General features: G+C 60.4%; 18 protein-coding genes and 1 pseudogene. 12 read left to right on the forward strand and 7 right to left on the reverse strand.

Translation table 11 applies throughout. The annotated features are described in order from the left end of the window. The first annotated feature begins 3 nt into the window (after nt 1-3). A pseudogene (locus tag BN5935_RS11230) lies at nt 4-1308 on the forward strand (fimbrillin family protein). 44 nt (nt 1309-1352) lie between these two features. Here the strand turns inward: BN5935_RS11230 and BN5935_RS11235 are convergent. From BN5935_RS11235 to BN5935_RS11245, 3 genes are read right to left on the reverse strand one after another with little or no spacing between them, the layout of a single operon-like run. Next, nucleotides 1353-2561 (reverse strand): homoserine dehydrogenase, encoded by a 1209-nt coding sequence (locus BN5935_RS11235; protein ID WP_064976161.1) that lies wholly within the window; start codon nt 2559-2561, stop codon nt 1353-1355. Between the two features lie 13 nt (nt 2562-2574). Next, nucleotides 2575-3588, reverse strand: a complete 1014-nt coding sequence (locus tag BN5935_RS11240) for a homoserine O-acetyltransferase family protein (protein ID WP_064976162.1) — start codon at nt 3586-3588, stop codon at nt 2575-2577. Then, nucleotides 3588-4874: an O-acetylhomoserine aminocarboxypropyltransferase/cysteine synthase family protein gene (locus tag BN5935_RS11245; protein ID WP_064976163.1), complete on the reverse strand. Its 1287-nt coding sequence runs from the start codon at nt 4872-4874 to the stop codon at nt 3588-3590. The genes BN5935_RS11240 and BN5935_RS11245 overlap by 1 nt, the downstream gene beginning before the upstream one ends. 394 nt (nt 4875-5268) lie before the next feature. Here BN5935_RS11245 and BN5935_RS11250 point away from each other — a divergent pair, with 394 nt between their 5' ends. Continuing rightward, nucleotides 5269-7653 carry an LruC domain-containing protein gene (locus tag BN5935_RS11250; protein WP_082944115.1) on the forward strand — a complete coding sequence of 795 codons (2385 nt, stop codon included), beginning with the start codon at nt 5269-5271 and terminating at the stop codon, nt 7651-7653. Between the two features lie 125 nt (nt 7654-7778). Here BN5935_RS11250 and BN5935_RS11255 read toward each other — a convergent pair whose 3' ends face one another. Genes BN5935_RS11255 through BN5935_RS11270 form a run of 4 tightly spaced genes read right to left on the reverse strand, consistent with a single transcriptional unit; the run spans nt 7779 to nt 14083 of the window. After that, nucleotides 7779-8357, reverse strand: coding sequence for a TetR/AcrR family transcriptional regulator (locus BN5935_RS11255; RefSeq protein WP_064976164.1), 579 nt, complete (start codon nt 8355-8357; stop codon nt 7779-7781). Further along, nucleotides 8357-9721 carry a TolC family protein gene (locus tag BN5935_RS11260; protein ID WP_064976165.1) on the reverse strand — a complete coding sequence of 455 codons (1365 nt, stop codon included), beginning with the start codon at nt 9719-9721 and terminating at the stop codon, nt 8357-8359. The genes BN5935_RS11255 and BN5935_RS11260 overlap by 1 nt, the downstream gene beginning before the upstream one ends. A 3-nt stretch (nt 9722-9724) precedes the next feature. After that, nucleotides 9725-12907: an efflux RND transporter permease subunit gene (locus BN5935_RS11265; protein ID WP_064976166.1), complete on the reverse strand. Its 3183-nt coding sequence runs from the start codon at nt 12905-12907 to the stop codon at nt 9725-9727. Nucleotides 12908-12910: 3 nt separating this feature from the next. Next, nucleotides 12911-14083 carry an efflux RND transporter periplasmic adaptor subunit gene (locus BN5935_RS11270; RefSeq protein ID WP_064976167.1) on the reverse strand — a complete coding sequence of 391 codons (1173 nt, stop codon included), beginning with the start codon at nt 14081-14083 and terminating at the stop codon, nt 12911-12913. 164 nt (nt 14084-14247) lie between these two features. On the opposite strand from BN5935_RS11270, the gene BN5935_RS11275 reads away from it, so the two are divergent. From BN5935_RS11275 to BN5935_RS11320, 10 genes are all read left to right on the forward strand, one after another. Next, a complete protein-coding gene (locus BN5935_RS11275; RefSeq protein ID WP_064976168.1) occupies nt 14248-15096 on the forward strand; it encodes a helix-turn-helix domain-containing protein in 849 nt (282 codons plus the stop codon). A gap of 93 nt (nt 15097-15189) precedes the next feature. After that, complete coding sequence (locus tag BN5935_RS11280) at nt 15190-16242, forward strand: class I fructose-bisphosphate aldolase (RefSeq protein WP_064976169.1); 1053 nt, start codon at nt 15190-15192, stop codon at nt 16240-16242. Nucleotides 16243-16256: 14 nt separating this feature from the next. After that, nucleotides 16257-17276, forward strand: a complete 1020-nt coding sequence (locus BN5935_RS11285; protein ID WP_064976170.1) for a 2-hydroxyacid dehydrogenase — start codon at nt 16257-16259, stop codon at nt 17274-17276. 2 nt (nt 17277-17278) lie between these two features. Then, a complete protein-coding gene (gene gpmA / locus BN5935_RS11290) occupies nt 17279-18028 on the forward strand; it encodes a 2,3-diphosphoglycerate-dependent phosphoglycerate mutase (protein WP_064976171.1) in 750 nt (249 codons plus the stop codon). A 423-nt stretch (nt 18029-18451) separates the two neighbouring features. After that, nucleotides 18452-19294 (forward strand): aldo/keto reductase, encoded by an 843-nt coding sequence (locus tag BN5935_RS11295; protein WP_064976172.1) that lies wholly within the window; start codon nt 18452-18454, stop codon nt 19292-19294. Nucleotides 19295-19299: 5 nt separating this feature from the next. Beyond that, complete coding sequence (locus BN5935_RS11300; RefSeq protein ID WP_064976173.1) at nt 19300-19839, forward strand: flavodoxin family protein; 540 nt, start codon at nt 19300-19302, stop codon at nt 19837-19839. A 29-nt stretch (nt 19840-19868) separates the two neighbouring features. Further along, on the forward strand, nt 19869-21350 hold the full coding sequence (locus BN5935_RS11305; RefSeq protein WP_064976174.1) for a 4Fe-4S binding protein: 1482 nt from the start codon (nt 19869-19871) through the stop codon (nt 21348-21350). A 12-nt stretch (nt 21351-21362) separates the two neighbouring features. Continuing rightward, nucleotides 21363-22745 carry an aldo/keto reductase gene (locus BN5935_RS11310; protein ID WP_064976175.1) on the forward strand — a complete coding sequence of 461 codons (1383 nt, stop codon included), beginning with the start codon at nt 21363-21365 and terminating at the stop codon, nt 22743-22745. A gap of 106 nt (nt 22746-22851) precedes the next feature. Further along, the gene (locus tag BN5935_RS11315; RefSeq protein ID WP_064976176.1) at nt 22852-24207 is read left to right on the forward strand and encodes an MATE family efflux transporter; all 1356 of its coding nucleotides are present in this window, start codon (nt 22852-22854) and stop codon (nt 24205-24207) included. Nucleotides 24208-24261: 54 nt separating this feature from the next. Next, complete coding sequence (locus tag BN5935_RS11320; RefSeq protein WP_064976177.1) at nt 24262-24843, forward strand: Crp/Fnr family transcriptional regulator; 582 nt, start codon at nt 24262-24264, stop codon at nt 24841-24843. Nucleotides 24844-24850 lie beyond the last annotated feature (7 nt).

Genomic DNA, 24850 nt, shown 5'->3' on the forward strand with positions numbered 1-24850 from the left:
TATATGATGAACCGAATTTTACTCGCGGCCGTTCTGGCTGTAAGTGCCGTCGTGTCCGGCTGTGCCGAAAAACAGGATGCGCATCCGTCCGTGAAAATTACGCCGACGATCAAAACCCGTGTGACGGGGCTCCATTTCGATACCGGGGATCAGATCGGGTTGACTATTCTCAGAGGTACGGACCCTTATTTCACTAACCAACTGATGACCTACGAGGGTTCGGCCTTTTCGGGGTCGGGACTGCTGTGGTACAACGACCTGAATGAAACCTCGACGCTCACGGCCTATTATCCCTACTCTTCGGCGGGTGTGCCTGCGGAATTTTCCGTGGCGCCGGACCAGCGCGGCGGATGCGCCTCCTCAGACCTGCTGGGTGCCGTGAAACGCAATGTGACGCCCGGCAGCGCCCCGGTGGGCATGATTTTCTACCACCTGATGTCGCAGCTTACCGTCATCATTACGAACAATTCCGATGCGGCGGTCGCGTCCGTTTCCGTGGGCGGGCTCGTGCCGACGGCGACCGTGGACCTGACCGTTCCGACGGCCACGGCCAAGACGGACGCCGCTGCGGCGGAGGTCAAAGCCTTCGAGGTGACGCCCGACGCCGCCTACCGCGTCATCTTGGCGCCCCAACAGGCGGCGTTGACCGTCACGGTCGGGACGGCCGACGGCAAGAGCCACAGCAAGACCATCGCTTCGGCGGAACTTCTGAGCGGCAAGCAGTACGACATGTCGGTCACGGTGACCAACATCGACATCTCCGTCTCGCTGAGCGGCGACGTCAGCGACTGGGGCGACGGCGGGTCGCTCGACGACGATGGCAACGATGCCGGGGAGCTGACTTACGAGGGCGACACCTACCCCACGGCGAAGATCGACGGGCGGGTGTGGATGGCCGAGAACCTGCGTTATGCGCCTGCGGGTGCAAGGCTGGAGACGGATATGTGGCACTCCGAGTTCGGGCTCTCTGCGGGGATGCTCTACAACTAGGCCACGGCAACGGGCGGCGCGGCGACCGGAGATGGCCCCATACAGGGCATCTGTCCCGCCGGATGGCCCCTCCCCCCCGTCGCAGAATTCGAGTCGCTGGCCGCGAGCGCCGAGCGTCCCGCCGATTTTCTCGACTACCCCGGATTCCGGAATGAATACGGTGCTTCCGGCGGTGAAAAAACCAAAGGATATCTGCTCGGCGGCGATCTCGCCGAAGAGGGGCGGGTTCGGGGCCTTCTCTACTCGACCGATTCGGCTCCGGCTATTAAGGATATGCCTGTCGAAAACTATTTTCCGCTCCGCTGCGTAAAGGATTGAAAACAGAAAGGGCCCGCCGAGGCGGGACCCTTCTGTTTGCGTTTTTAGTCGCGGTTCAGGAAGAAGATCGGGATGTTGGCCAGGAAGACATCCTTGCCCGAGAGCTGCGACCGCTTTTCGAGCAGTTCGCTCAGCAGGATGTCGCCGATCACATAGTTGCTCTCCTCGCTGGTGAACTGCTCGTGGATTTTCGAGAAGTTCAGAATCTTCTGCACTTCGGTCTCCTTGTAGCGGGCATAGATTTTCAGCGTGATGTCGGTCGTGTAGTCGGGTTTCTCGATGTAATTCATCTTCTTGTACTCGTAGCGGTAGTTGTTCAGCCGCGCCATGATGTCGCTCAGGATCGACGAGGCCGTGGGCAGGCTTCCCGCGCCCTTGCCGAACATGAACTGGCGGTCGTAGCATTCGCCGCGGATCACCACGCCGTTGTACTCGTCGTCGACGCTGTAAATGTACTTGGCCGGCGTCACGAACTCCGGCATGACGAACATCGTGAAGTGCTTGTCGCTGACCTTCACCACCTGTGCCACCAGTTTGATCTTCACGTTCTTCTCGCGGGCATACTGAATATCCGAATCGTGGATCGTCGAGATGCCGTAGGTGAAGATGCGGTCCGGGGCGACGTAGGTTCCCAGAGCGTGCACCGTGATGATGACCAGTTTGAACAGCGAGTCGTAGCCTTCGATGTCGAACGAGGGGTCGCTCTCGGCGAAGCCCAGCGCCTGTGCCTGCGCCAGCGCGTTGGCATAGGAGTCCTTGTGGTCGAAGACGCGCGAGAGGATGTAGTTCGACGAGCCGTTCAGGATGCCTTTCACCTCCAGCAGCAGGTCGTTGTCGTAATACTCCTCGAGGTTGCGGATCACGGGGATCGAGCCGCACGACGAGGCGTCGTAGAGCAGCGCCACGTTGCGGGTTTTCTGGATCTCGATCAGTTCCGGGAGGTTCCGGGCCAGCATCGTCTTGCTGCCCGACACGACCGGAATGCCCCGCAACAGGGCCCGTTTCACGATGTCGTAGGCCGCCCGGGCGTCGTCGATGACCTCGACGACCAAGTTGATGTTGGGGTTGTCGAGAATCTCGTCGACCGAGGTGGTGAAAAGCGACGGGTCGACGTCGATCTTCCGCGGCTTCTTGGGGTCGCGGACACAGATTTTCACGATCTCGGCGTGGGCGTTCTTCGATTTTCGCACCACTTCGTAGATGCCCTGCCCGACGACGCCGAAGCCGAACAGTCCGATTTTGATTTTGCTCATAAAGTATCTGGTTTTAGTTTTTCATAAACGGCAGCAGCAGGTCGTTCAGTTGCTCGTACTCCACGAGGAATCCGTCATGGCCGAACGGCGAGTCGATCTCATGGTAGGCGCTGCCGGGTATCATCGCGTGCAGGCGCCGCATTTCGGTCGGGGTGAAGATGATGTCGGTGGTGATGCCGACGACCAGCGTACGGGCTTTGATGCCAGCCAGTGCCCGCTCCAGCCCGCCCCGTCCGCGCCCTGCGTCGTGGGTGTCGAAGGCGTCGAGAATCGCGTAATAGGAATAGGCGTTGTAGCGGCGGCAGAGCTTTTCGCCCTGATACTGCTGGTAGGTGCTAGCCCGGTGTACCGCGGGGCGCTCCTCGCGGTCCTGCTGGGTGAGGTTGTAGCCCTCGGGACCGCGGTAGCTCAGCAGGCCGATGGCCCGGGCCGCGGCGAGACCCTTCATCCCCGCGTCGTCGCGCGGCTCCCCGAAAGTCGCGTCGGCCTCGATGGCCATGCGCTGGGTTTCGTCGATGGCGATGGCCCAAGGCGACGCTTTGGCGTCGGTGGCGATCAGCGCCAGCCGCTCGATCCGTTCGGGCTCCGTGACGGCCCATTCCACGGCCTGAAATCCCCCGACCGAGCTGCCCACCAGCGTTGCGATGCGGCCGATGCCGAGGGCGTCGGCCAGCAGCCGGTGCGCCCGGACGATGTCGCGGATGGTGAAGGGCGGAAAATCCTTGTACCACGGCTTTCCCGTCGCGGGATTGACGTGCAGCGGGCCTGTCGTGCCGTAGTGCGAACCGATGATGTTGGCGCAGACGACGAAATGCCGCGCGGGGTCGAGGAAACGCCCCGTCTCGACCGTGTGGGGCCACCAGTCGGCGACGTCCGAATTGGCCGTCAGCGCGTGGCAGACCCACACCACATTGTCCTTCGCGGCGTTCATCGTGCCGTAGGTGTGGTAGGCGATCCGCAGTTCCGGCAGCGTATGGCCCGTTTCCAGTTCGAACGGCCCGGGGGCTATGTATATCTGTGGTTCCATCAGCCTATTTGCGCAAAAGCCTGTTCGAAATCCTCGATGATGTCGTCGGCATTCTCCAGTCCGAGCGAGATGCGCAGCAATGTGGGCGTCACGCCCGCCGCCGCGAGGGCCTCGTCGCTGAGCTGCCGGTGGGTCGTCGATGCCGGGTGGGTCACGACGGTGATCGAGTCGCCGATCATGACCATGTTGGCCGCCAGCCGGAGCGATTCGACGAAACGCACGGTGCTTTCGAGCGTGCCTTTCAGTTCGATGGAGAAGACCGCCGAGGAGCCGAAACGGTAGTATTTGCGGGCGTTTTCGTGGCTCGGGTGGGTGTCGAATCCCACATAGCTGACGCGCTCCACCTTGGGATGGCAGCGGCAGTATTCGGCCAGCTTGCGCGTCGATTCCACCTCGTGCTTCACGCGCAGCGAGAGGGTCTCGAGGCCGAGCATCATCAGGTAGGAGTCGAACGGCGAGGGAGCGCATCCCATGTCGCGCAGTCCGTCCACGCGGCATTTGACGATGAACGCCGCCGGACCGAACGCCTCGTGGAAATTCAGCCCGTGGTAGCCCTCCGAAGGACCGTCGATCTGCGGGAACTTGCCGTTCGCCCAGTTATAGGTGCCGCCGTCGACGATCACGCCGCCCAGTCCCGTGCCGTGGCCGTTGATCCATTTGGTCGCGGAGTCCACGACGATGCTGGCACCCCACTCGAACGGATTGCAGAGGTAGCCCGCGGCGCCGAACGTGTTGTCGACGACCAGCGGCACGTCGCGCCGCCGGGCCAGCCTGCCCAACTCCTCGAGGTCGGGCACGGCGCAGGAGGGGTTGCCCATGCTCTCAGCGTAGATGGCTTTGGTGCGTTCGTCGATCAGCGCTTCGAAGTCCTCGGGACGTTCGCCGGGAGCGATGCGGCAGTCGATACCGAGTCTGCGCAGCGTGATGCGGAACTGGTTGTAGGTGCCGCCGTAAAGGAACGGCGAAGCGACGATGTTGTCGCCCTCGGCGGCCAGCGAGAGCACGGTGACCAGAATGGCCGACATGCCCGACGACACGGCCAAAGCCCCTACGGCACCGTACAGTGCGGCTATGCGCTGTTCGTAGGCCGTCGTGGTGGGGTTTTGCAGGCGGGTGTAGATATTGCCCGCCTCGCTCAGCTCGAAGAGCTTGGCTGCCTGCTCGCAGCTTTTGAACCGGTAGGCCGCCGTGGGATAGATCGCCACGCCCCGGGCACCGGTCGCTTCGTCGGGTTGCAGGCCCGCATGAATCTGGAGGGTTTCGAATCGGTAATTTTTCGCTTCCATATAGTATGCTGTTTGTTTAAAATTCGTTCATAAAAAAATCCGACCTCAGAGAAGCCGGATTGTGTCAGTTCAGTGCATGATCGAGCTACACCCGGCGAGAACGGTTGCACATCATAGTATCCATCATCATACCGCGAAGCATTTCGCGGTCGTGGACGGTATATCTTCTCAGTGCATTCATTTCGCTTGTATAACTCTTACGGTGCAAATATATAAAAAATTTTCGAAACAGGCGTTTTTCGGCGGGAATTTTGTTATTTCGCCGAAAGTGGGCTTTTTTGTGGTGTAAAATGAGCGGAATTTTGTAGTTCCCGAATAATTGTGTATATTTGCACTGAAGACAGTACCTCCTATTGGGATATACGGGGGTATAATAGGGATTAAATTAGTGACTATGAGAAAAATCTATTTGCTGCTGGCGGCTGTGGCTCTGGCGGTATCTTCCTGTCAGAAAGATGCTGACGGCGGAGGCAAGACTCCGACCGAACCTGCCGGAACCATTCCGGCGGACTTCGATTGGAAAACAATTCAGGACGTATCAGTAACGGTTTCGGCTCCGGTTGTGGAAGGTGGGACTCCTGCTTATTCCGTAATCAGGGTATACGCTTCGCCGATTTTATCGGAGAAGAATGTCGTAGCCAAGGGCGTTGCCACTGCTGCGGCTCCTTTCGGTACGGCGGTTTCGATTCCTGCCGGCACCCAAAATTTGTATGTGCAGACTACCCTGCCCGACGGGCGCAAGGCCGTGAAGATGGTCGGGGTCCGCAGTTCGGTCAACGTACCCGGAACTGCGATGGCCGCCGCCGCGTCGCCGAAAGTCCGCCTTGCGGCGGTAACGACGATGGCTGCGAGTTCGATGCCGGAATATCCGGTGATAACCGAGCCCGATGCCGGATCGTTCGATCCGCAGGCCGTGATCTCCACCACCCCGTCGAAGAATTTCAACCTCGGGGCCAAGGAGTCGGAGTATGCGGCTGCCGCGTATTACATTCCCGCAGGCGCCGTGATCGACGGCAACATCAACCTGAACGGCAATTACGAACCGAACAAGCAGCCCGTGCTGTATGTCGCCGGCAAGCTCAACCTCGCGTCGCCCAACATCGGCTATGCGACGCTGGCGATCCTGCCGGGCGGCGAAGTGACGGTTTCGGGCAAACTGACCGCTCAGAACGTCGCCAAGGACTGGCCTGCGCTGTATGTATTCCCGGGCGGCAAACTCACGGCCGCCGAGGTGAACTTCTCCGGCAAGGCCGCCGTCAATCTGGGTACCGTCGAGGTCTCCGGAAAACTGGACCTGAACAACGCCCTGAAGTTCTACAACGGTCCGGAAGCCGTGCTTACGGCCGCCAATTTCAAATATTCCAACTCGGGCGGCCTGTTCAACGACGGCAAGATCACGGCCGATGAACTGGAATTCAATTCGACCGCGGCGTTCGAGAACTGCGAGAACGGTGAATTGACGGTGGGCTATGTGAAGTTCGCCAACAAGACGACGAAGTTCTACCAGAAGGGCGCCGCCGCGATCGACGAGATGTATGTGATCGGCGAGGTTTACGTCAACTGCCATACCGCTGTAAATACGCTGAAGGTCGAAGGCGGCAGCATCTACATCGCTTCGGGCGCAGCCTTGGTGACCGAGACGGCCGATTTCAACAACGCCAAGGTCGAGTTCGCCGCGGGTTCGCTCTTCATCGCGCAGGACTTCAATCTGTCCGAGGGCGGCAAGAACACCTTTACCTCGAAAGCCGGGGAGACGGACATCGTGCCGGTGCTGCGCTTCGAGAAGTCGTCGTTCTACTCCAAGGGCAACGAGTACTGGAGTCAGGCCTACACGGCATTCTCCGGACGGATGGAGGTCGTGGACCCGCAGGCCGAGAACAAGTTCTATGTGGCCAAGTGCTTCACCGACGGAGCCTATCTGGCCCTTTCGCAACTGACGAACATTCCCAAAAGTGACTGCAACGGCGGCAAGGGACAGATTACGCCCGATCCGGAACCGGAACCCGATCCGTTCGAACTCGTCGAGGGGCAGGTTTTCACCTACTGCTTCGAGGACAACTGGCCGTGGTTCGGCGACTATGACATGAATGATGTCGTTATCGTGAGCCGTATTGACCGCACGCTTTCGAAGGACGGCGGCAAGGTCTCCGAACTGACGTTCAACTGGGAGCTGAGGGCTGCCGGAACCACCTACGACATCGCTTTCGGGGTACAGATGGATCAGGTGGCGGGCACGAACGTCGCGTCGTCCGAGTCGTCGCACAAGGGCTTCGGCAAGGGACAGTTCGCCTCGCAGAACCCCGAGTCGGGCAAGAATGCCGTCATTCCGTTCTTCAACGATACGAAGGAGCTGCTGAGCACCTCGAACACATGGAAGGGGCAGTCTGCATCGCCGACCGTGAAGCACACGACGCGGGTCGTATTCTCGCAGCCGGTGGACGCCGCTGCCGTGAAGGATTCGGAGATGAACTTCTTCATCGCCGTGAAGTCGCGCACGAACGAGGTTCACATGCCGGGTTACGCGCCGACCGAGTCGGGCATCATCGGCAAGGGCTCGTTCCTGCCGTCGGACCCCTACAAGTTCTACATCGCACAGGGCGACGAGGCCAAGTACAACTACCTGATGTGGGCGCTGATGATCCCCGGGGAGTTCCGCTACCCCGCCGAGACCAAAGACATCCGCACGGCCTACAAGTACTTTCTGGACTGGGCGGCGTCGAACGGCACGCAGCACACCGAGTGGTATCTCGAAGAGACCGATGCAAGCAAGATTTATTGATCTCACGATAGGATGATAAAAGCCGCGGCACAGACCGCGGCTTTTTCGTATCCGTTTCCGACTGCACATAAAAAACGATCCGCAGGAAACCCTGCGGATCGTCTCTTATCGGGATGAAACCCGGCCTATCTGCGGTCGATCAGCTCGATGCCCTTCCGGGTCGCCGCGCCGCGGAGAATGGTGCGGCAGAAGAGGTAGAGCTCCTCACGGACCGTGCCCGTCAGGCGCAGTTCGTAGAGCGTGTTCATCAGCCGGTCTGCGAATGCCGGAGCGTCGATCTCCGGAAGCAGAAGCTCTTCGTCGCGGCAGGCTTCGAGACAGCGTGTGATCTCCCGGTGCCAGAATTCCCGGTGTTCGTCGTAATGTTCGGCAAAGATGACCTTGTGGCGGATGTCCGACAGGAAACGGGGGTCCACCGTGTAGAGGTTGTCCATGTACTCGTTGACCAGCTTGAGCACCTTTTGCAGCGAATTGCCGCCGCGGCGCTTGCTGCAGGCGACGATGCGTTCCCGCTGCTGGTGGCTCATGTAGTCGAGGCAGGCGCCTACCAGATCGTTCTTGTCGGTGAACATTTCGTAGAGGGTGCGCTTCGAGATTCCCAGCGTCTGCGCGATCTCATCGACCCGGACGGCACGAATGCCGTTCCGGGCGATGAGTTCCCGCGTGGCGCGGATGATCTCCTCTTTGGTCGCTCCCCTTTCCATTATTTTTCCTCCGTGATGTCACGGCCGCCGCCGAGGGCCTGATAAAGATTTACGACGCCCTGAATCTCGTCGAACCGGTCGGAAATCTGCGACAACTGTGCCGAGAGCAGCGACTGTTGGGCGGTCAGCACTTCGAGGTAGGTGGTCGAACCGTGCTGCATCAGCAGTTCGGTCGACTCCACGGCACGCTCCATGGCTGCGATCTGGCGGGCCCGGAGGTCCGTCTTGGCGCGGGCCGACTGGCATTGCGCAAGGGCGTTGTTGACCTCGGCGCCGGCGTTGAGCAGCGCCTGCTGGAACGCCAGCTTCGACTCCTCCTGCTGTGCTTTGGCGATCTTCACGCGGGCACGGTTGGCGTTGGCGTTGAAGATCGGTTGCAGCAGCGATCCGGCGGCATTCCAGATCAGTTTGCCTGCATCGGTGATGGCGACGTTGTTGCCCCAGCCCAGCGTACCGCTCAGCGTGATCGACGGATAGAGGGCTGAACGGGCGCTTGCCGTGGCGTAGTACGACTGCATGAGCGTGTACTCGGCCGAACGGATGTCGGGACGGTTCGAAAGCATTTGCAGGGGCACGCCGACCGTCAGGTCGTCGGGCAACTGTTGGTTGTCGAGACTGCCGCGGCCGATGGTGTGCGGAGCCTCGCCCAGCAGCGAGCAGAGCGAGTTCTCGATCTGCGTGCGCTGGTATGCGATGTCGTGCAGCGATGCCTCGATCGAAAGCGTATTGCCTTCGTACTGGGCCACGCCGGCTTCGTTGGTCATACCGGCCTCCTTCATGGCGCGCATCGTCTCGACGCTCTGACGCCACTTGGCCGCCGTCTCCTCCGTCACCGCATACTGGCTGTCGAGCATCAGCAGCGTGTAGTAGAGGTTAGCCACGCTCGAGATGAGCTGGGTCTTTACAGCCTGCTCGTACTCTTTGCTCTGGAGATAGAGCGCTTTGGCTTTGCGCTTGGCGTTCGTCAGGCCGTTGAAGATGTCGATCTGCCAACTGGCCGTCACGGGAATCGAGAAGCTTTTCGACGGTGCGGAACCGTCGAAGCTGCTCAGGCTGCCCTGCGGAGCGAAGTTGAACGACGGCAGATAAGCCAGACGCGCCGATTTGAGCGTCGCCTCGGCCTCCTTCACGCGCCAGCCTGCCGACTGCAGGTCGGTGTTGTTCTCCAGCGCCAGCGCGATCAGCGCTTGCAACTGGGGATCGGTGAACATCTCCTGCCAGCGGATGTCGCCCAAGGTCGTCGAGTCGGCGGTCTCCGCCGTGCCGTAGAGCCCTGCGGTGGTCACCTCGGGACGGGTATAGGGTTTATAGATGCCGCAGCCGGTCAGCGCCGCTGCCGCGCATATTATCAGGATCTTTTTCATGTGTTACTCCTCTTTCTCATTTTTACACTCTTCCAGTTCGGCACGCACGGCCCACTGGGGGTCGGGGTCGAATTCCAAGGGTTTAACCTTCTCCTGCAGCGTCTGGAAGATGATGAACAGCGTCGGCACGAGGAACAGCAGCGCCAGCGTTCCGACGATCATACCGCCGATGACACCTGCACCGAGGGTCGAGTTACCGTTGGCGCCTACGCCGTGCGAGAGCACCAGCGGGATCATACCGAACACGCAGGTAAGGACGGTCATCAGGATAGGACGCAGACGGGCCTTGGCAGCCGATACGGCGGCCTGCGTGAGGCTCATGCCTGCGGCGCGGCGGTCGGCGGCGTACTCGGTGATCAGAATGGCCGTCTTCGACAGCAGACCGATCAGCATGATGATACCCGTCTGGAGATAGATGTTGTTTTCCATACCCATCATCTTGGCCAGCAGGAACGAGCCCATCAGACCGCACGGTACCGACAGAATGACGGCGAACGGAATGAGGAAACTCTCGTACAGGGCGCTCAGGATGAGGTAGATCAGCAGGATACAGATACCGAAGATGATAACCGTGTTGCTGCCCGTCTGCGCCTCCTCACGCGTGATACCGTCGAACTCGTAGCCGTAGCCCTTGGGCAGGACCTGTGCGGCGACCTCCTGAATGGCCTTGATGGCGTCACCCGACGAATAACCGTCGGCGGCCGTACCGTTCACGGCGATCGAGCTGTACATGTTGAAGCGGTTCAACACTTCGGAGCTGTAGACGCGCGTCAGGTTCACGAACTGGCTCAGGGGAGCCATCTCGCCGCTGTTCGAGCGCACGAAGACGTTGTTCAGCGACTCGGTGTCGAGACGGTATTTCGGGTCGGCCTGCATCGTCACATAGTACATCTTCGAGAAACGGTTGATGTTCGAGACATACTGGCCGCCGTAGTAGCCCGCCAGCGTCGAGAGGATCGAGGTCGGCGATACGCCGGCACGCTTGGCCTTCGCAGCGTCGATGTCCACCATGTACTGCGGGAAGTTGATGTTGAAGGTCGAGTATGCGCGGGCGATCTCCGGACGCTGGTTCAGTGCGCCGATGAATTGCAGGTAGACGTTGTAGAAGTCGGTCAGCTCGCCGCCGGCCTTGTCCTGCAGGTTCATGGAGAAACCGGTCGAGGTACCGTAACCCGAGATCATCGGCGGTGCCACGGCGAAGATCTGTGCGTCCTTGATATCGGCGGTACGTCCGTAAATCTGGCCGATAACGGCGTTCACGTCGTCCTCCTTCTTCGGGCGCTCGTCCCAGTCCTTGAGTTTGATGATGGCCATACCGTACGACGAACCCTGTCCGGCGATCATACCGTAACCGGCCACCTGCATGTAGTCGCGGATCTGCGGGATGCCGTCGATGCGCGCCGAAACCTGCTCCATGACCTTGTGGGTCTCTGCGAGCGAGGAACCCGGGGCCGTGGTGACGTTGACCATGATCGTACCTTGGTCCTCGTCGGGAACCAGACCCGTCTTGGTGGTGTTCATCAGCAGCACCAGCGCCGCCATGGCGAGTCCGAGCGTCGACCACATCAGCCACTTGTGCTTGATGAAGAGCAGTACGCCGTGCTTGTACTTGTTGACCAGCGCGCTGAACGACGTGTTGAATGCCTTGCGGAAGCGTGCTGCGAAGTTGTCGCGCATCTCGCCGTTCTCGTCGAGGTACGGCTTCAGAATCATGGCGCAGAGGGCCGGCGACAGCGTAAGTGCGTTGACGGCCGAGATACCCACGGCCACGGCCATCGTGATACCGAACTGCGTGTAGAACACACCCGACGTTCCGCCCATCATGGCGACGGGGATGAACACGGCCATGAAGACCAGCGTCGAGGTTACGATAGCCGAGGTGATACCCGACATGGCGTCGACGGTGGCCATGAAAGAGGACTTATATCCCACGTCGAAACGTGCTTGGACAGCCTCCACCACGATAATGGCGTCGTCGACGACCGTTCCGATCGCAAGAACCAGTGCGAAGAGGGTCAGCAGGTTGATCGAGAATCCGGCGAATGCGAGGAAGCCGAACGTACCGACCAGCGACACGAGGATCGAAGCCGTGGGGATGAGCGTCGAGCGGATGTCCTGCAGGAAGACGTAGACCACTAGAATCACGAGGAGGATAGCCTCGAACAGGGTCTTGACCACCTCTTTCATCGAGGCGTAGAGGAAGTCGTTCACACTCTGCAGGTGGGCGACGGCGACGCCTTTCGGCAGTTCGGCCTGCACCTCGTCAAGCAGTGCGTTGACGTCGTTCACGACCTGCGTGGCGTTCGAGCCGGCGGTCTGGAAAATCATGGTGCTGACGCCCGGGTGGCCGTTCGTATAGCCTTTGTAAGCATAGGATTCGCTGCCCAGCTCGATGTCGGCGACATCTTTCAGGCGCAGGACCGAACCGTCGGGCTTGGCCGAGATCACGATCTCGCCGAACTCTTCGGGCGTCTGGTGGCGTCCGCGGTATTTCATCGTGTACTGGAACGTGTTCTGGGAGTTCTCACCCAGCGTACCGGTCGCCGACTCGATGTTCTGTTCGGCCAGCGCTGCCGTCACGTCCGACGGAATGAGCTTGTACTGAGCCATGATGTCGGGCTTCAGCCAGACGCGCATCGAGTAGTCGGCGCCGAGGGTGAACACCTCGCCGACACCGTGGATACGCTGGATACGCGGCTCGATGTTGATCTTCGAGTAGTTCGACAGGAAGGTCTCGTCGTAAGAGTCGTCGGGGCTGTAGAGCGAGAAGATCTTCACCATGGAGGTCTGACGCTTCATGGTCATGATACCGATCTGCGTAACTTCGGAGGGAAGCTGGCCGGTGGCGCGCGATACCTTGTTCTGCACGTTGACGGCCGCCATGTCGGCGTTGATGCCCTGACGGAAATAGACCGTTACGGAGGCGCTTCCGACGGCTGCGCTGGAGGTCATGTAGGTCATGTCCTCCACACCGTTGATGGCCTGCTCGAGCGGTACGATGACCGACTTCTGAATCGTCTCGGCGCTGGCGCCCGGATACGAGGCGCGCACCATAACCGTCGGGGGTGCGATGTCCGGATACTGCTCCACGGGCAGCGTCGCAAGACCGATCAGACCGGCGATTACGATTACGATTGATATGACCGACGCCAGTACGGGTCGTTCGATAAAATGCTTGAGTGTCATAGGTTATTCCTCTTTTTCGGTTTGGGACTGGGCGGCAGCCTCATCGGTTGCGGGAGCGGCGGCTTCGGCTGCGGCCTGACCCTTGATACGGATGGGCGTGCCTTCGCGCAGCAGACCTACGCCTTCGGCTACGATCACGTCGCCCGGTACGAGACCCGTGCGTGCGATGTATTCGCGGCCGTTGGAGATCTTCTCGACGTCGATCATCGACGAAACGGCCTTGCCGTCCACTACCTTATATACATAGACTTTGTCCTGAAGTTCGAACGTTGCGGCCTGCGGAACGGCGATGCAATCCTTGTAGATGCTCGGCAGGATGACGTTGCCGGCACCGCCGCTGTGCAGCAGTCCGTTGGGGTTGGGGAACGCCGCGCGCAGCGACACGCTGCCCGTCGAGGTGTCGATGACGCCGCTGATCGACTCCACGCGGCCCGCCTGATCGTAGATTGAGCCGTCGCTGAGCTGCAATTGTACGGCCGGCATGCTCTTGAGCGTCTCGGCGATCGAACCGTACTGGCGCGTGAGACCCAGCAGTTGGTTCTCGTTCATCGAGAAGTAGACGTACATCTCCGAATTGTCCGACACGGTGGTCAGCGGCTGCGGAATCGAAGCGCTCACCAGTGCGCCGACACGGTACGGCAGCGTGCCGACCACGCCGTTGGCCGGAGCCTTCACGACCGTATAGGAGAGGTTGTTGGCGGCGTTCACGCGCTGGGCTTCGGCCTGTGCGAGCTGTGCCTTGGCCGTCAGCAGGGTGTTGTTGGCCGTCGACAGGTCGTACTGCGAAACGACGTTCTTGGCAAAGAGTTCCTTTTTGCTGTCGTAGGTGAGCTGTGCCGTGGCTACGCCGGCCTTGGCGGCCTCGACGTTGGCTTCGGCAGTCTGCAGGGCTGCCTTGTAGGGCACCTGATCGATGATGAAAAGGGTCTGGCCTTTCGATACCTGCTGGCCCTCGTTAACGCAGAGTTCCGAGATCGTGCCCGAAACCTGCGGATAGATTGCGATGTCCTGACGTCCGCGGATGGTCGCCGAGTAGTTGCTCGGGATCTCGCGGTCGGTGGTGGCGACGGTCATCACGGCGTATTCGCCGGGTCCCATTGCCGTAGGCGCCTGCCCACAGGCGACGGCTGCCATGCAGTAGGCCACTAAGGCAGCCTTCACAAATGTTTGCTTCATAACTTTTCCTTAACTTTATATACTAAAAAACTTTTTCAGGTGCAAAAGTATCTTAAAAACGGTGATGATGTGCCTTATATTGCGAACAGTTTTGGGACTTTTCGGAACAAAAATGGGAGTTTTATCGAATAATTCACTATTTTTGTTCGAAAAAAGAAATAACTATGGCTCAAGTAAATCCGATAATCACCACCCCGGAAGAACAATTCGTCGTCGGAGAGTCCGATTTCGCCTTCTTCAGCAACTACGCGTGCCGGATCGAAGGCGGAGCGTTCCTGTTTTGCCGCAGCGGCCGTGCCGAGGCTTCGGTCAATCAGTATCAGGGCGAGGTGCGGCGCAATACGATGGTGCTGCTGCTGCCGGGCTCGGTGCTGATGCTCACCGACCGCACGGAGGATTTCCGGGTGACCTTCTGCGCTTTTTCGCGCGACCTCTTCTCCGAGGCGGCGTTCCGCTTGGACCCTTCGTTCTTCCGCGCCCTGCGCGAGCGCCCGATCTCCTACCCGCCGACGCGGATCGTCGAGGGGGCTGCGATCTGGTTCCAGATGGCGGCCTACACCTACCGCGACCGGAGCAACGTGTTCCGGAACACGATCATCAAGAACCGCCTGCAGAACGTGCTGCTGGAGAGTTACGACAAGATGCAGCGCTTCGCCGCGCGGCAGCCGCGGACACCCGAGATCACCACGCGGCAGACCGACCTTTTCCAGCGTTTCGTGGCCCTCGTGCACGAGCATTGTTCGCAGGAGCGCGAGGTTTCGTTCTATGCCGACAAGCTCTGCATCTCGACCCGTTACCTCTCGACCATCGTGCGGAGCGTGGCGAGGAGCTCGGCCAAGGAGTTCATCGACCGTGCGGTGATCCTCGAGATCAAGATGATGCTCCAGTCCACCGACCTTTCGGTACAGGAGATCGCCTACCGGCTCCGGTTTCCCGACCAGTCGTATCTGGGGCGCTTTTTCAAGAAGCGCACCGGGGAGTCGCCCACCGAGTACCGCAACACGCGGAAATAACCTGCCGGGGATGAAACTTGCGGCGGCAAGGATCGTATTGTATTTGGAACCGGATTTGCAAGTAAGATATAAATCCTTAAAACGCGTCTGATTATGAGCAAGACTGTTGAAATTCTCGGGGAGCAGGCCGGCTACTACCTCTCCCATGTATGCCGTACCATCGACAAGAAGTCGTTGTACCTGCCGGGTCCCGACACCGTGGACCGCATCTGGACGGATTCCGACCGCAACATCCGCACGCTGGGCAATCTCCAGTGGATTCTCGCCAACGGCCGTCTGGGCGGCACGGGCTATGTCTCGATCCTGCCTGTGGATCAGGGCATCGAGCACTCCGCGGGGGCCTCGTTCGCCCCGAATCCCGCCTATTTCGATCCGGAGAACATCGTCAGACTGGCCCTCGAGGGCGGCTGCAACGCCGTGGCTTCGACTTTCGGCGTACTCGGGTCCGTGGCACGGAAATATGCGCACAAGATTCCGTTCATCGTCAAAATCAACCACAACGAGCTGCTCTCCTACCCCAACACCTATGACCAGGTGATGTTCGGAAACGTGAGGGAGGCCTGGAACATGGGCGCCGCCGCCGTGGGGGCGACGATCTATTTCGGCTCGGAGCAGAGCCGCCGGCAGTTGGTCGAGATCGCCCGCGCCTTCGACGAGGCCCACGGACTGGGCATGGCGACGATCCTGTGGTGCTACCTGCGCAACGAGGGTTTCAAAAAGGAGGGTGTCGACTACCACGCTTCGGCCGACCTGACGGGGCAGGCCGACCATCTGGGCGTGACGATCAAGGCCGACATCGTGAAGCAGAAACTCCCGTCGAACAACGGCGGGTTCCGGGCCGTCGGGTTCGGCAAGACCAGCGACAAGGTCTACACGGAGCTGACCTCCGACCACCCCATCGACCTTTGCCGCTATCAGGTGGCCAACGGCTACATGGGCCGCGTGGGGCTTATCAACTCGGGCGGCGAGTCGCACGGGGAGTCCGACCTGAAGGAGGCCGTCACGACGGCCGTCATCAACAAGCGCGCCGGCGGCATGGGCCTTATCAGCGGCCGCAAGGCTTTCCAGCGCCCGATGAAGGAGGGAATCGCACTGCTGCACGCCATTCAGGACGTTTATCTCGACGACGAGGTGACGATTGCATAAATACGTTTAATCGCATGAAAATAACGCTTTTCGGAACACAACCTTACGACAAGGAGTCTTTCGAGCGCATCCGCGACGCTTACGGATTCGACATATGCTACCACCGCAGCCACCTGAACGCCAATAACGTGGCGCTCGCCAAGGGTTCCGACGCGGTCTGCATCTTCGTCAACGACACGGCCGACGCCGAGACCATCCGCCAGTTGGCCGATCTGGGCGTGAAACTGATTGCGCTGCGCTGTGCGGGTTTCAACAACGTCGACCTGAACGCCGCGGCCCGCTGCGGCATTCCCGTGGTCCGGGTCCCGGCTTACTCGCCGCACGCCGTGGCCGAACATGCCGTGGCGCTGATGCTGGCGCTCAACCGCAAGGTCCACCGCGCCTACTGGCGAACGCGCGACGGCAATTTCTCGCTCCACGGCCTGCTGGGATTCGACATGTACGGCAAGACCGCCGGCATCGTCGGCACGGGCAAGATCGCCCGCGAGCTGATCCGCATCCTCAAGGGCTTCGGCATGGAGATCGTGGCCAACGACCTCTACCCCGACCGGAAGTACGCCGCCGAGGCGGGCATCGCCTATGTGTCGCTCGACGAGCTTTACAGCCGTGCGGACATCATTTCGCTGCACTGCCCCCTGACCGACCAGACGCGCTACATGATCGGCGACGTGGCCATTTCGCACATGAAACCCGGCGTCATTCTCATCAACACGGGCCGCGGCCAGTTGATCCACACCGAGGCGCTGATCGACGGCCTGAAGGAGAAGAAGATCGGAGCCGCGGGACTGGATGTCTACGAGGAGGAGGCCGCCTATTTCTACGAGGATACCTCGGACCGCATCATGGACGACGACGTGCTGGCGCGCCTCTTGTCGTTCAACAACGTGATCGTCACCTCGCATCAGGGGTTCTTCACGCGTGAGGCATTGGATAATATAGCGCACACGACAATGCAGAATATCAGCGATTTCGCGGACTGCCGCGAGCTGGTCAACGAGGTGCGCGCCGAACCCGAAAACGCAGTTGCAAAATAGCTATGAAAAAGATCGTTTTGCTCCGCCACGGCGAGAGCGTATGGAATAAGGAGAACCGGTTCACGGGGTGGACCGACGTGGATTTGAGCGAGAAGGGCGTCGCCGAGGCCGTGAAAGCCGGAGAGACGCTGCGCAAGGAGGGCTTTTGTTTCGGATGCGCCTATACCTCTTATCTGAAACGGGCCGTGAAGACCCTCGACGCCGTGCTCGACAAGATGGATCAGGACTGGATTCCGGTGACCAAGACGTGGCGGCTCAACGAGAAGCATTACGGCATGCTCCAAGGGCTGAACAAGCGCGAGACGGCCGAGAAATACGGCGACGAGCAGGTGCACGTCTGGCGCCGCAGTTACGACGTGGCCCCCGCGCCTTTGGCCGAGGACGACCCGCGCAATCCGCGCTTCGATCCCCGTTATGCCGGGATTCCCGACGCCGAACTGCCCCGCACCGAGTCGCTCAAGGACACCGTGGCCCGCACGATGCCCTACTGGGAGTGCGAGATACTGCCGGCGCTGGCCCGTTACGATCAGGTGCTGGTCGTGGCCCACGGCAACAGCCTGCGCGGTATCATCAAGAGTCTGAAAGGCATTTCCGACGAGGCTGTTTCGGAGTTCAACCTCCCGACGGCCGTGCCCTATGTCTTCGAGTTCGACGAGGGGCTGGGCTATGTGAAGGACTATTTTCTGGGCGACCCCGCCGAAATCGCCAAACTGATGGAGGCGGTTGCCAATCAGGGGCGCGGGGCTGTGTAGGTAATAGTCGGTTTGTTCGCTCTGGGGCCGGTTCTTTGCTGTCAGGCATAGGGCTGGCCCTGAATGTGTAAAATTGGTATGCCGAACCGTAATCCGGGTACGGATTTATTGCACGGACCGCCCTAATTTTGCATCGTGAAACCAAACCCGCACGAACCGATGAAAGTATACCGTTGCAACGCCCCCCCCCTTTCCGTTCGGTCTTTTCCGAAGGAATACCGGCAGATGGGGAAAAGAACCCCGAATTATTTGAAATTTTTGATAACTTTGCGCTCGGCGAAGTGCCCGGGCGCGGCTGACGTGCATCTTGGCGTCGAACGTCGCTTCGCAGGGCTACGCCGCATTCCGGGCGACGCTCGATGCGGCGCTCGGGACGGGCGTCATACCTGCGCAGCATTACCCGAAAAATAAAAATTGAAAGTTATGAAATATGTGAAATTGAATAACGGCGTCGAAATGCCGATCCTCGGCTTCGGCGTCTACCAGATTTCGGACCCCGAGGTCTGCGAGCAGGCCGTTTACGACGCCCTGACGGCGGGTTACCGCTCGATCGACACCGCTGCGGCCTATGAGAACGAGGAGGCTGTGGGCCGCGCGATCCGTCGCAGCGGCATCCCCCGCGAGGAGCTGTTCATCACCACGAAACTGTGGATCAGCGATGCGGGCTATGATGCTGCTAAAAAGGCGTTTGAGGAGTCTATGTTAAAGTTGGGCTTGAACTATCTGGACCTCTACCTGATCCACCAGCCGTTCGGCGACGTCTACGGTTCGTGGCGCGCCATGGAGGAACTTTACAAGGAGGGCCGCATCCGGGCCATCGGCGTGTCGAATTTCTATCCCGACCGCCTTCAGGACCTGATCCTGCACAACGAGGTCACGCCGGCGGTCAATCAGGTCGAGACGCATCCTTTCCACCAGCAGACCGCCGCCGGGGAGTTCATGCGCTCGAAGGGCGTGCAGATCGAGTCGTGGGCGCCGTTCGCCGAGGGTAAGAACGGGCTGTTCGCGAATGAGCTGTTGCTGAAAATAGCCGCCAAATACGGCAAGACGGTGGCGCAGGTCGTCCTGCGCTGGCTGATTCAGCGCGACGTGGTCTGCATCCCCAAGTCGGTGCACAAGGAGCGCATTGCCGAGAATTTCGACGTTTTCGGTTTCGAACTGGACGACGACGACATGGCGGCAATCGCCACGCTGGACCGTCCCGAAAGCAGTTTTCTGGATCACCGCGATCCGGAAGTCGTTGAATGGCTGAGTAATCTGCATTAGAAATTATGGCAAAGAAAGTTTTGATACTCTCCTCCAGCCCGCGCCGCGGCGGAAATTCCGACCTGCTGTGCGACCGTTTCATGGAGGGAGCCCGCGAGGCGGGTCTCGAGGTCGAGAAGGTGTTTCTCAAAGACCTGAAAATCAACTATTGCACGGGGTGCAACCGCTGTTACAACGGCGAGCATCCCTGCCCGCAGCAGGACGATGCGGCCGGAGTGCTGGCGAAGATGGTCGCCGCGGATGTGATCGTGATGGCCTCGCCGGTCTATTTCTATACGGTGTGCGGCCAGATGAAGACGCTGATCGACCGCTGCTGCGCCCGCTATACCGAGATGACCGACAAGGAGTTCTATTTCATCCTGACGGCCGCCGAGGAGAGCATCCCGATGATGGAGCGCACGGTGGAGTGCTTCCGCGGTTTCCTCGACTGCCTCGAGGGTCCCACGGAGCGAGGTGTGGTCTACGGTGTCGGGGCTTGGCACGTCGGCGAGATCAAATCCTCGCCCGCGATGCAGGAGGCTTACGAACTGGGCCTTCGGGCGTAAAAAGGACTGTGTAACAAACTTAAATAAAAATGCTGCGAAAAATCCGGATCGCTGCGGCGCTCCTCTTCTTCGTACTGATCACGCTGCTGTTCCTCGACTTTACGGGGACTCTCCATGCGTGGTTCGGGTGGATGGCGAAAATCCAGTTCCTGCCCGCCCTGCTGGCTGTGAATGTCGGCGTGGTGCTCTTGTTGGTGGTGTTGACCCTGCTTTTCGGACGGGTCTACTGTTCGGTCATCTGCCCGCTGGGGGTGATGCAGGACGTCGTATCGTGGTTCGCCGGGCGGCGTAAGAAGCACCGCTACCGTTTCAGCTACTCCCCGGCGCTCACATGGCTGCGCCGGACGATGCTCGCGGCGTTCATCATGGCGATGCTGGCGGGCGTCGGGTGGCTGATCGCCCCGTACAGCGCCTACGGCCGCATCGCTTCGAACCTTTTCGCGCCGGTTTATGCGTGGTGCAACAACGGATTGGCGTGGGCGGCCGAACGCATGGACAGCTACGCGTTCTATTCGGTGGAGGTGTGGGTCAAAAGCCTCGGGATGTTCCTCATCGCCGTCGTGACGTTCGTGGCGCTGGCGGTTCTCGCTTGGCGCAGCGGGCGCACATGGTGCAACACGGTCTGTCCGGTGGGAACGGTGCTGGGGGCGATTTCGCGTTATTCGCTCTTCAAGCCGCGCTTCGACGTTTCGAAATGCAACGGCTGCAAGCTCTGCTCCCGCAACTGCAAGGCGTCGTGCATCGACCCGGCGAACCATACGATCGATTACAGCCGTTGCGTGGCCTGCATGGACTGCCTCGAATCCTGCCGTCAGGGAGCCATCACCTATACGATGCGGCGCCCCGAACGAGCATCAGCTTCCCAAGCTGATGCTCGCCGGACCGACGTTTCGCGGCGCCGGTTTTTCGGCGTGGTGGGGCTTTTCGCCTACACCGCCCTGCGTGCGCAGGAGAAGAAGGTCGACGGCGGGCTGGCCGTGATCGGGGAGAAGAAAATCCCGAACCGTGCCGTGCCGATCCTGCCCCCGGGAGCGCAGAATACGCGCCACTTCACGGCGCACTGCACCTCGTGCCAGTTGTGCGTGTCGGTCTGTCCGAATCAGGTGCTGCGTCCTTCGGGGCGGTTGTCTATGCTGATGAAACCCGAGATGTCGTACGAGCGCGGCTACTGTCGTCCGGAGTGCGCCCGGTGTGCCGAGGTGTGCCCCACGGATGCTATCCGCCTTGCGGACTTCGCGGAGAAATCGGCGACGCAGGTGGGCCATGCGGTGTGGATCGCCGACAACTGCGTGGTCAACACCGACGGTGTGACCTGCAACAACTGTGCGCGGCATTGTCCCACGGGGGCGATCAAGATGGTTCCCCGCGATCCCGGCGACCCGAAATCGCCGCGCATCCCGGCCGTGAACGAGGAGCGCTGTATCGGCTGCGGGGCCTGCGAGAACCTCTGCCCGGCACGTCCGTTCAGCGCGATCTATGTCGAAGGTCACCAGCGTCAGCGAATCATTTGAAAAACGGAAGAGATGGAGAAGAAAAAGATAGACCGCCGCGAGTTTCTGAAGGTCCTCGGAGTCGGGGCCGCCGCGACGACCGCGGGACTTTACGGATGCGGAAAGCGGGGACAGGGGACGGCGACCGCCGCCGTCGGCGAGGTTCCGACGGATAAGATGACTTTCCGCACGACGCCCGCGACCGGCGACCGGGTGTCGCTGCTGGGCTACGGCTGCATGCGCTGGCCCTTGCTCGGGACGCCTGCGGCCGACGGCAATCCGATCGATCAGGAGGCTGTCAACGAGTTGGTCGACTATGCCATTGCCCACGGGGTCAACTATTTCGACACGGCGCCTGTCTACATTCAGGGTTTTTCCGAGAAATCGACGGGCATAGCCCTCAAACGGCATCCGCGCGACAGGTTCTTCGTTGCGACGAAGATGTCCAATTTCTCGAACTTCACGCGCGAGAATTCGCTGGCCATGTACCGCCAGTCGCTGGCCGACCTGCAGGTCGATTACCTCGACTACTACCTGCTGCACTCGGTGGGCGGCGGCAAGGGTGTCGAGACGTTCGACGAACGCTTCATCGACAACGGCGTGCTCGACTTCCTGCAGCGCGAGCGCGAGGCGGGGCGCATCCGCAACCTCGGATGGTCGTTCCACGGCGACCAGAAGGTCTTCGACCATCTGCTGGCGATGCACGACAGTGGCGAGGCCAAGTGGGATTTCGTGCAGATACAGATGAACTACGTCGACTGGAAGCACGCTTCGGGGCGCAACGTCAATGCCGAATACCTCTACGGCGAGCTGGAGGAGCGCGGTATTCCGGCCGTGATTATGGAGCCGCTGTTGGGCGGCCGGCTGTCGCGGTTGAACGACCATCTGGTCGGGCGTCTCAAGGAGCGGCGGCCGACGCAGAGCGCCGCTTCGTGGGCGTTCCGCTTCGCGGGTTCCTACCCCGGGGTGCTGACCGTGCTGAGCGGCATGACCTACATGGAGCACCTGCAGGACAACATCCGCACCTATTCGCCGCTCGAGGAGCTGGCGCCTGCGGAGTACGAACTGCTGGAGGATACGGCGCAGGTGATGCTGAAATACCCCACCGTGCCCTGCACCGAGTGTCAGTACTGCATGCCCTGCCCCTACGGGCTGGATATTCCGGCGATCTTCGCCCACTACAACCGCTGTGTGAACGAGGGCAATGTCCCCAAGGACCGGCAGGACCCGGCTTACCGGGAGGCCCGCCGGGCGTTCCTCGTCGGTTACGACCGCTCGGTTCCGAAACTCCGGCAGGCGAGCCGTTGCATCGGCTGCGACCAGTGCGTGTCGCATTGCCCGCAGTCGATCAAAATTCCCCAGCAGTTGCGCCGTATCGACCGGTTCGTCGAGCAGCTCAAACAGGGAACGCTCTGACGCCGCACACAAGGCCCCTCCGGAAAATCGGAGGGGCTTTTTTTACCAAATGATAACTTTTGCCCGGCCGGAAGACCCTATCTTTGCAGTCCAAAAAACAGGAGTTATGAAAGACAGTATCGATTTCGGCAGCATGGATATTCCGAAATTGTTCCGGAAATTGCTGATCCCCACCGTACTGGGGATGGTTTTCTCGGCCGTGTTCGTCATCACGGACGGGATTTTCGTGGGCCGCGGCATCGGCAGTGATGCCTTGGCCGCGGTCAACATCACCGCCCCGCTGTTCCTCATCAGCACGGGCGTCGGGCTGATGTTCGGCGTCGGGGCCTCGGTCGTGGCCTCGATCCACCTTTCGCAGGGGAAGGTCAAGGTCGCACGCATCAACGTGACGCAGGCCGTGGTGGTTTCGTCGCTGCTGCTGGCGGCATACAGCTTCCTCATCACTTGGTATGCTCCCGGGGTGGCCCGGCTGCTGGGCAGCTCGGAGCGTCTGCTGCCGCTGGCCGTGGAGTACATGCACTGGTTCGCGCCGTTCCTGCCCTTCAGCGCCCTGCTCAGCTCGGGGATGTTCTTCATCCGTCTCGACGGGTCGCCCAACTACGCGATGCTCTGCAATGCCGTTCCGGCGGTCATCAACATCGCGCTGGACTATGTTTTCATCTTCATCTTCGGTTGGGGGATGATGGGCGCCGCGCTGGCCACGAGTCTGGGCTATATCGTGGGCGCCGCGATGATCCTCGTCTACCTCGGCGACCGCCGGCGGGTCGTGCGCTTCGAACGGGTGAAACTGAGCCGTAAAAGCATGCGCCTGACTGGGCGCAATGTGGGATATATGTGCCGTCTGGGCCTTTCGACTTTCCTGTGCGAGGGGGCCATTGCGACGATGATGTTTGCCGGAAACTACGTCTTTATCCGCCATCTGGGCGAGGACGGCGTGGCGGCGTTCAGCATCGCCTGCTACTTCTTCCCGATCATTTTCATGGTCTACAACGCCATCGGGCAGTCGGCCCAGCCGATCCTGAGCTACAATTTCGGTGCAGGCAACGGCGTGCGTGTGCGCAAGACGTTCCGGCTGGCGCTGATGACGGCCGTGGTGCTGGGACTGGCCTTTTTCGGCGTGACGGCGCTTTTCAGCCGTCAGATCGTGGCAATGTTCATCGACAGCGCCTACCCCGCTTACGACATTGCCGTCCGGGGACTGCCGCTGTTCGCGTCGGGATTTGTCTTCTTTGCCGTGAACATCGTGGCGATCAGCTATTTCCAGAGTGTCGAGCGGGCGCGTCCGGCCATGCTCGTCACCGTCCTGCGCGGGTTTGCCTTCATGGTGGCCTGCTTCTTCGGGCTGCCCCTGCTGCTGGATGTACGGGGCATCTGGCTGGCCGTGCCGCTGGCCGAGGTACTGACATTCGGGGTCGTCATGGCGATCTACTATCGGACGAGGCGGCTTGTGGCGGCCCGATAAATTTGCTGCTGCTCTCGATTTGCACTATCTTTACCACCTCAAACCTTGTAAGGCATGGAGGCATTTATCGAAAAATTCAGCCGGAAGTACAATCTTCCCGCGGCAGACTGCCAGCGGCTCGTGGGCAAAATGGAGCGGCGGGCATTCCGCAAAGGCGAATGCGTGGTCCGCGAGGGCGAGCGCAACTCCGATTTCTACGTCGTGAGCCGCGGCATCTGGCTGGGCCGTTACTGTAACGACGGCGTGGATGTCTCGGTGTGGTTCGCGGGCGAGGGTGAAGCGCTCTTTTCGACGTGGGGATATGTCGGCAACGAGGCTTCGAAAATCACCATCGAGGCGATGTGCGATGCCGAACTTTACGGCATCTCCAAGGCCGATCTGGAGGAGTTTTTCGCCTCGTCGGTCGGGGCGGCCAATTTCGGGCGGTGGATCTTCGAGGAGCAGTTCCTCGCATTGGAAAACTGGCTGCTCGGCGGCGGAGGTATTTCGCGGGCCGAGGAACGTTATCGGGCGCTGATGGCCGAGAGCCCCGAACTGCTGCAGGTCGTGCCGCTGAAGCATATCGCCTCCTACCTCTGGATCACTCCGCAGTCGTTGAGCCGTATCCGGGCCAAAATGGGGAAGAAAAAAGGCTGACCTGAAG

It is taken from the genome of Alistipes provencensis, assembly GCF_900083545.1.
Taxonomy (GTDB): domain Bacteria; phylum Bacteroidota; class Bacteroidia; order Bacteroidales; family Rikenellaceae; genus Alistipes; species Alistipes provencensis.

What these genes read in the sequence shown, in the direction of transcription:
- BN5935_RS11260 (WP_064976165.1), bottom strand. Translation starts at nt 9,721, where the DNA reads ATGAAAAAGATCCTGATAATATGCGCGGCAGCGGCGCTGACCGGCTGC.
- BN5935_RS11295 (WP_064976172.1), top strand. Translation starts at nt 18,452, where the DNA reads ATGAAATATGTGAAATTGAATAACGGCGTCGAAATGCCGATCCTCGGC.
- BN5935_RS11315 (WP_064976176.1), top strand. Translation starts at nt 22,852, where the DNA reads ATGAAAGACAGTATCGATTTCGGCAGCATGGATATTCCGAAATTGTTC.
- BN5935_RS11320 (WP_064976177.1), top strand. Translation starts at nt 24,262, where the DNA reads ATGGAGGCATTTATCGAAAAATTCAGCCGGAAGTACAATCTTCCCGCG.
- BN5935_RS11235 (WP_064976161.1), bottom strand. Translation starts at nt 2,561, where the DNA reads ATGAGCAAAATCAAAATCGGACTGTTCGGCTTCGGCGTCGTCGGGCAG.
- BN5935_RS11240 (WP_064976162.1), bottom strand. Translation starts at nt 3,588, where the DNA reads ATGGAACCACAGATATACATAGCCCCCGGGCCGTTCGAACTGGAAACG.
- BN5935_RS11255 (WP_064976164.1), bottom strand. Translation starts at nt 8,357, where the DNA reads ATGGAAAGGGGAGCGACCAAAGAGGAGATCATCCGCGCCACGCGGGAA.
- BN5935_RS11280 (WP_064976169.1), top strand. Translation starts at nt 15,190, where the DNA reads ATGAGCAAGACTGTTGAAATTCTCGGGGAGCAGGCCGGCTACTACCTC.
- BN5935_RS11285 (WP_064976170.1), top strand. Translation starts at nt 16,257, where the DNA reads ATGAAAATAACGCTTTTCGGAACACAACCTTACGACAAGGAGTCTTTC.
- BN5935_RS11300 (WP_064976173.1), top strand. Translation starts at nt 19,300, where the DNA reads ATGGCAAAGAAAGTTTTGATACTCTCCTCCAGCCCGCGCCGCGGCGGA.
- BN5935_RS11310 (WP_064976175.1), top strand. Translation starts at nt 21,363, where the DNA reads ATGGAGAAGAAAAAGATAGACCGCCGCGAGTTTCTGAAGGTCCTCGGA.
- gpmA (WP_064976171.1), top strand. Translation starts at nt 17,279, where the DNA reads ATGAAAAAGATCGTTTTGCTCCGCCACGGCGAGAGCGTATGGAATAAG.
- BN5935_RS11245 (WP_064976163.1), bottom strand. Translation starts at nt 4,874, where the DNA reads ATGGAAGCGAAAAATTACCGATTCGAAACCCTCCAGATTCATGCGGGC.
- BN5935_RS11250 (WP_082944115.1), top strand. Translation starts at nt 5,269, where the DNA reads ATGAGAAAAATCTATTTGCTGCTGGCGGCTGTGGCTCTGGCGGTATCT.
- BN5935_RS11275 (WP_064976168.1), top strand. Translation starts at nt 14,248, where the DNA reads ATGGCTCAAGTAAATCCGATAATCACCACCCCGGAAGAACAATTCGTC.
- BN5935_RS11265 (WP_064976166.1), bottom strand. Translation starts at nt 12,907, where the DNA reads ATGACACTCAAGCATTTTATCGAACGACCCGTACTGGCGTCGGTCATA.
- BN5935_RS11305 (WP_064976174.1), top strand. Translation starts at nt 19,869, where the DNA reads ATGCTGCGAAAAATCCGGATCGCTGCGGCGCTCCTCTTCTTCGTACTG.
- BN5935_RS11270 (WP_064976167.1), bottom strand. Translation starts at nt 14,083, where the DNA reads ATGAAGCAAACATTTGTGAAGGCTGCCTTAGTGGCCTACTGCATGGCA.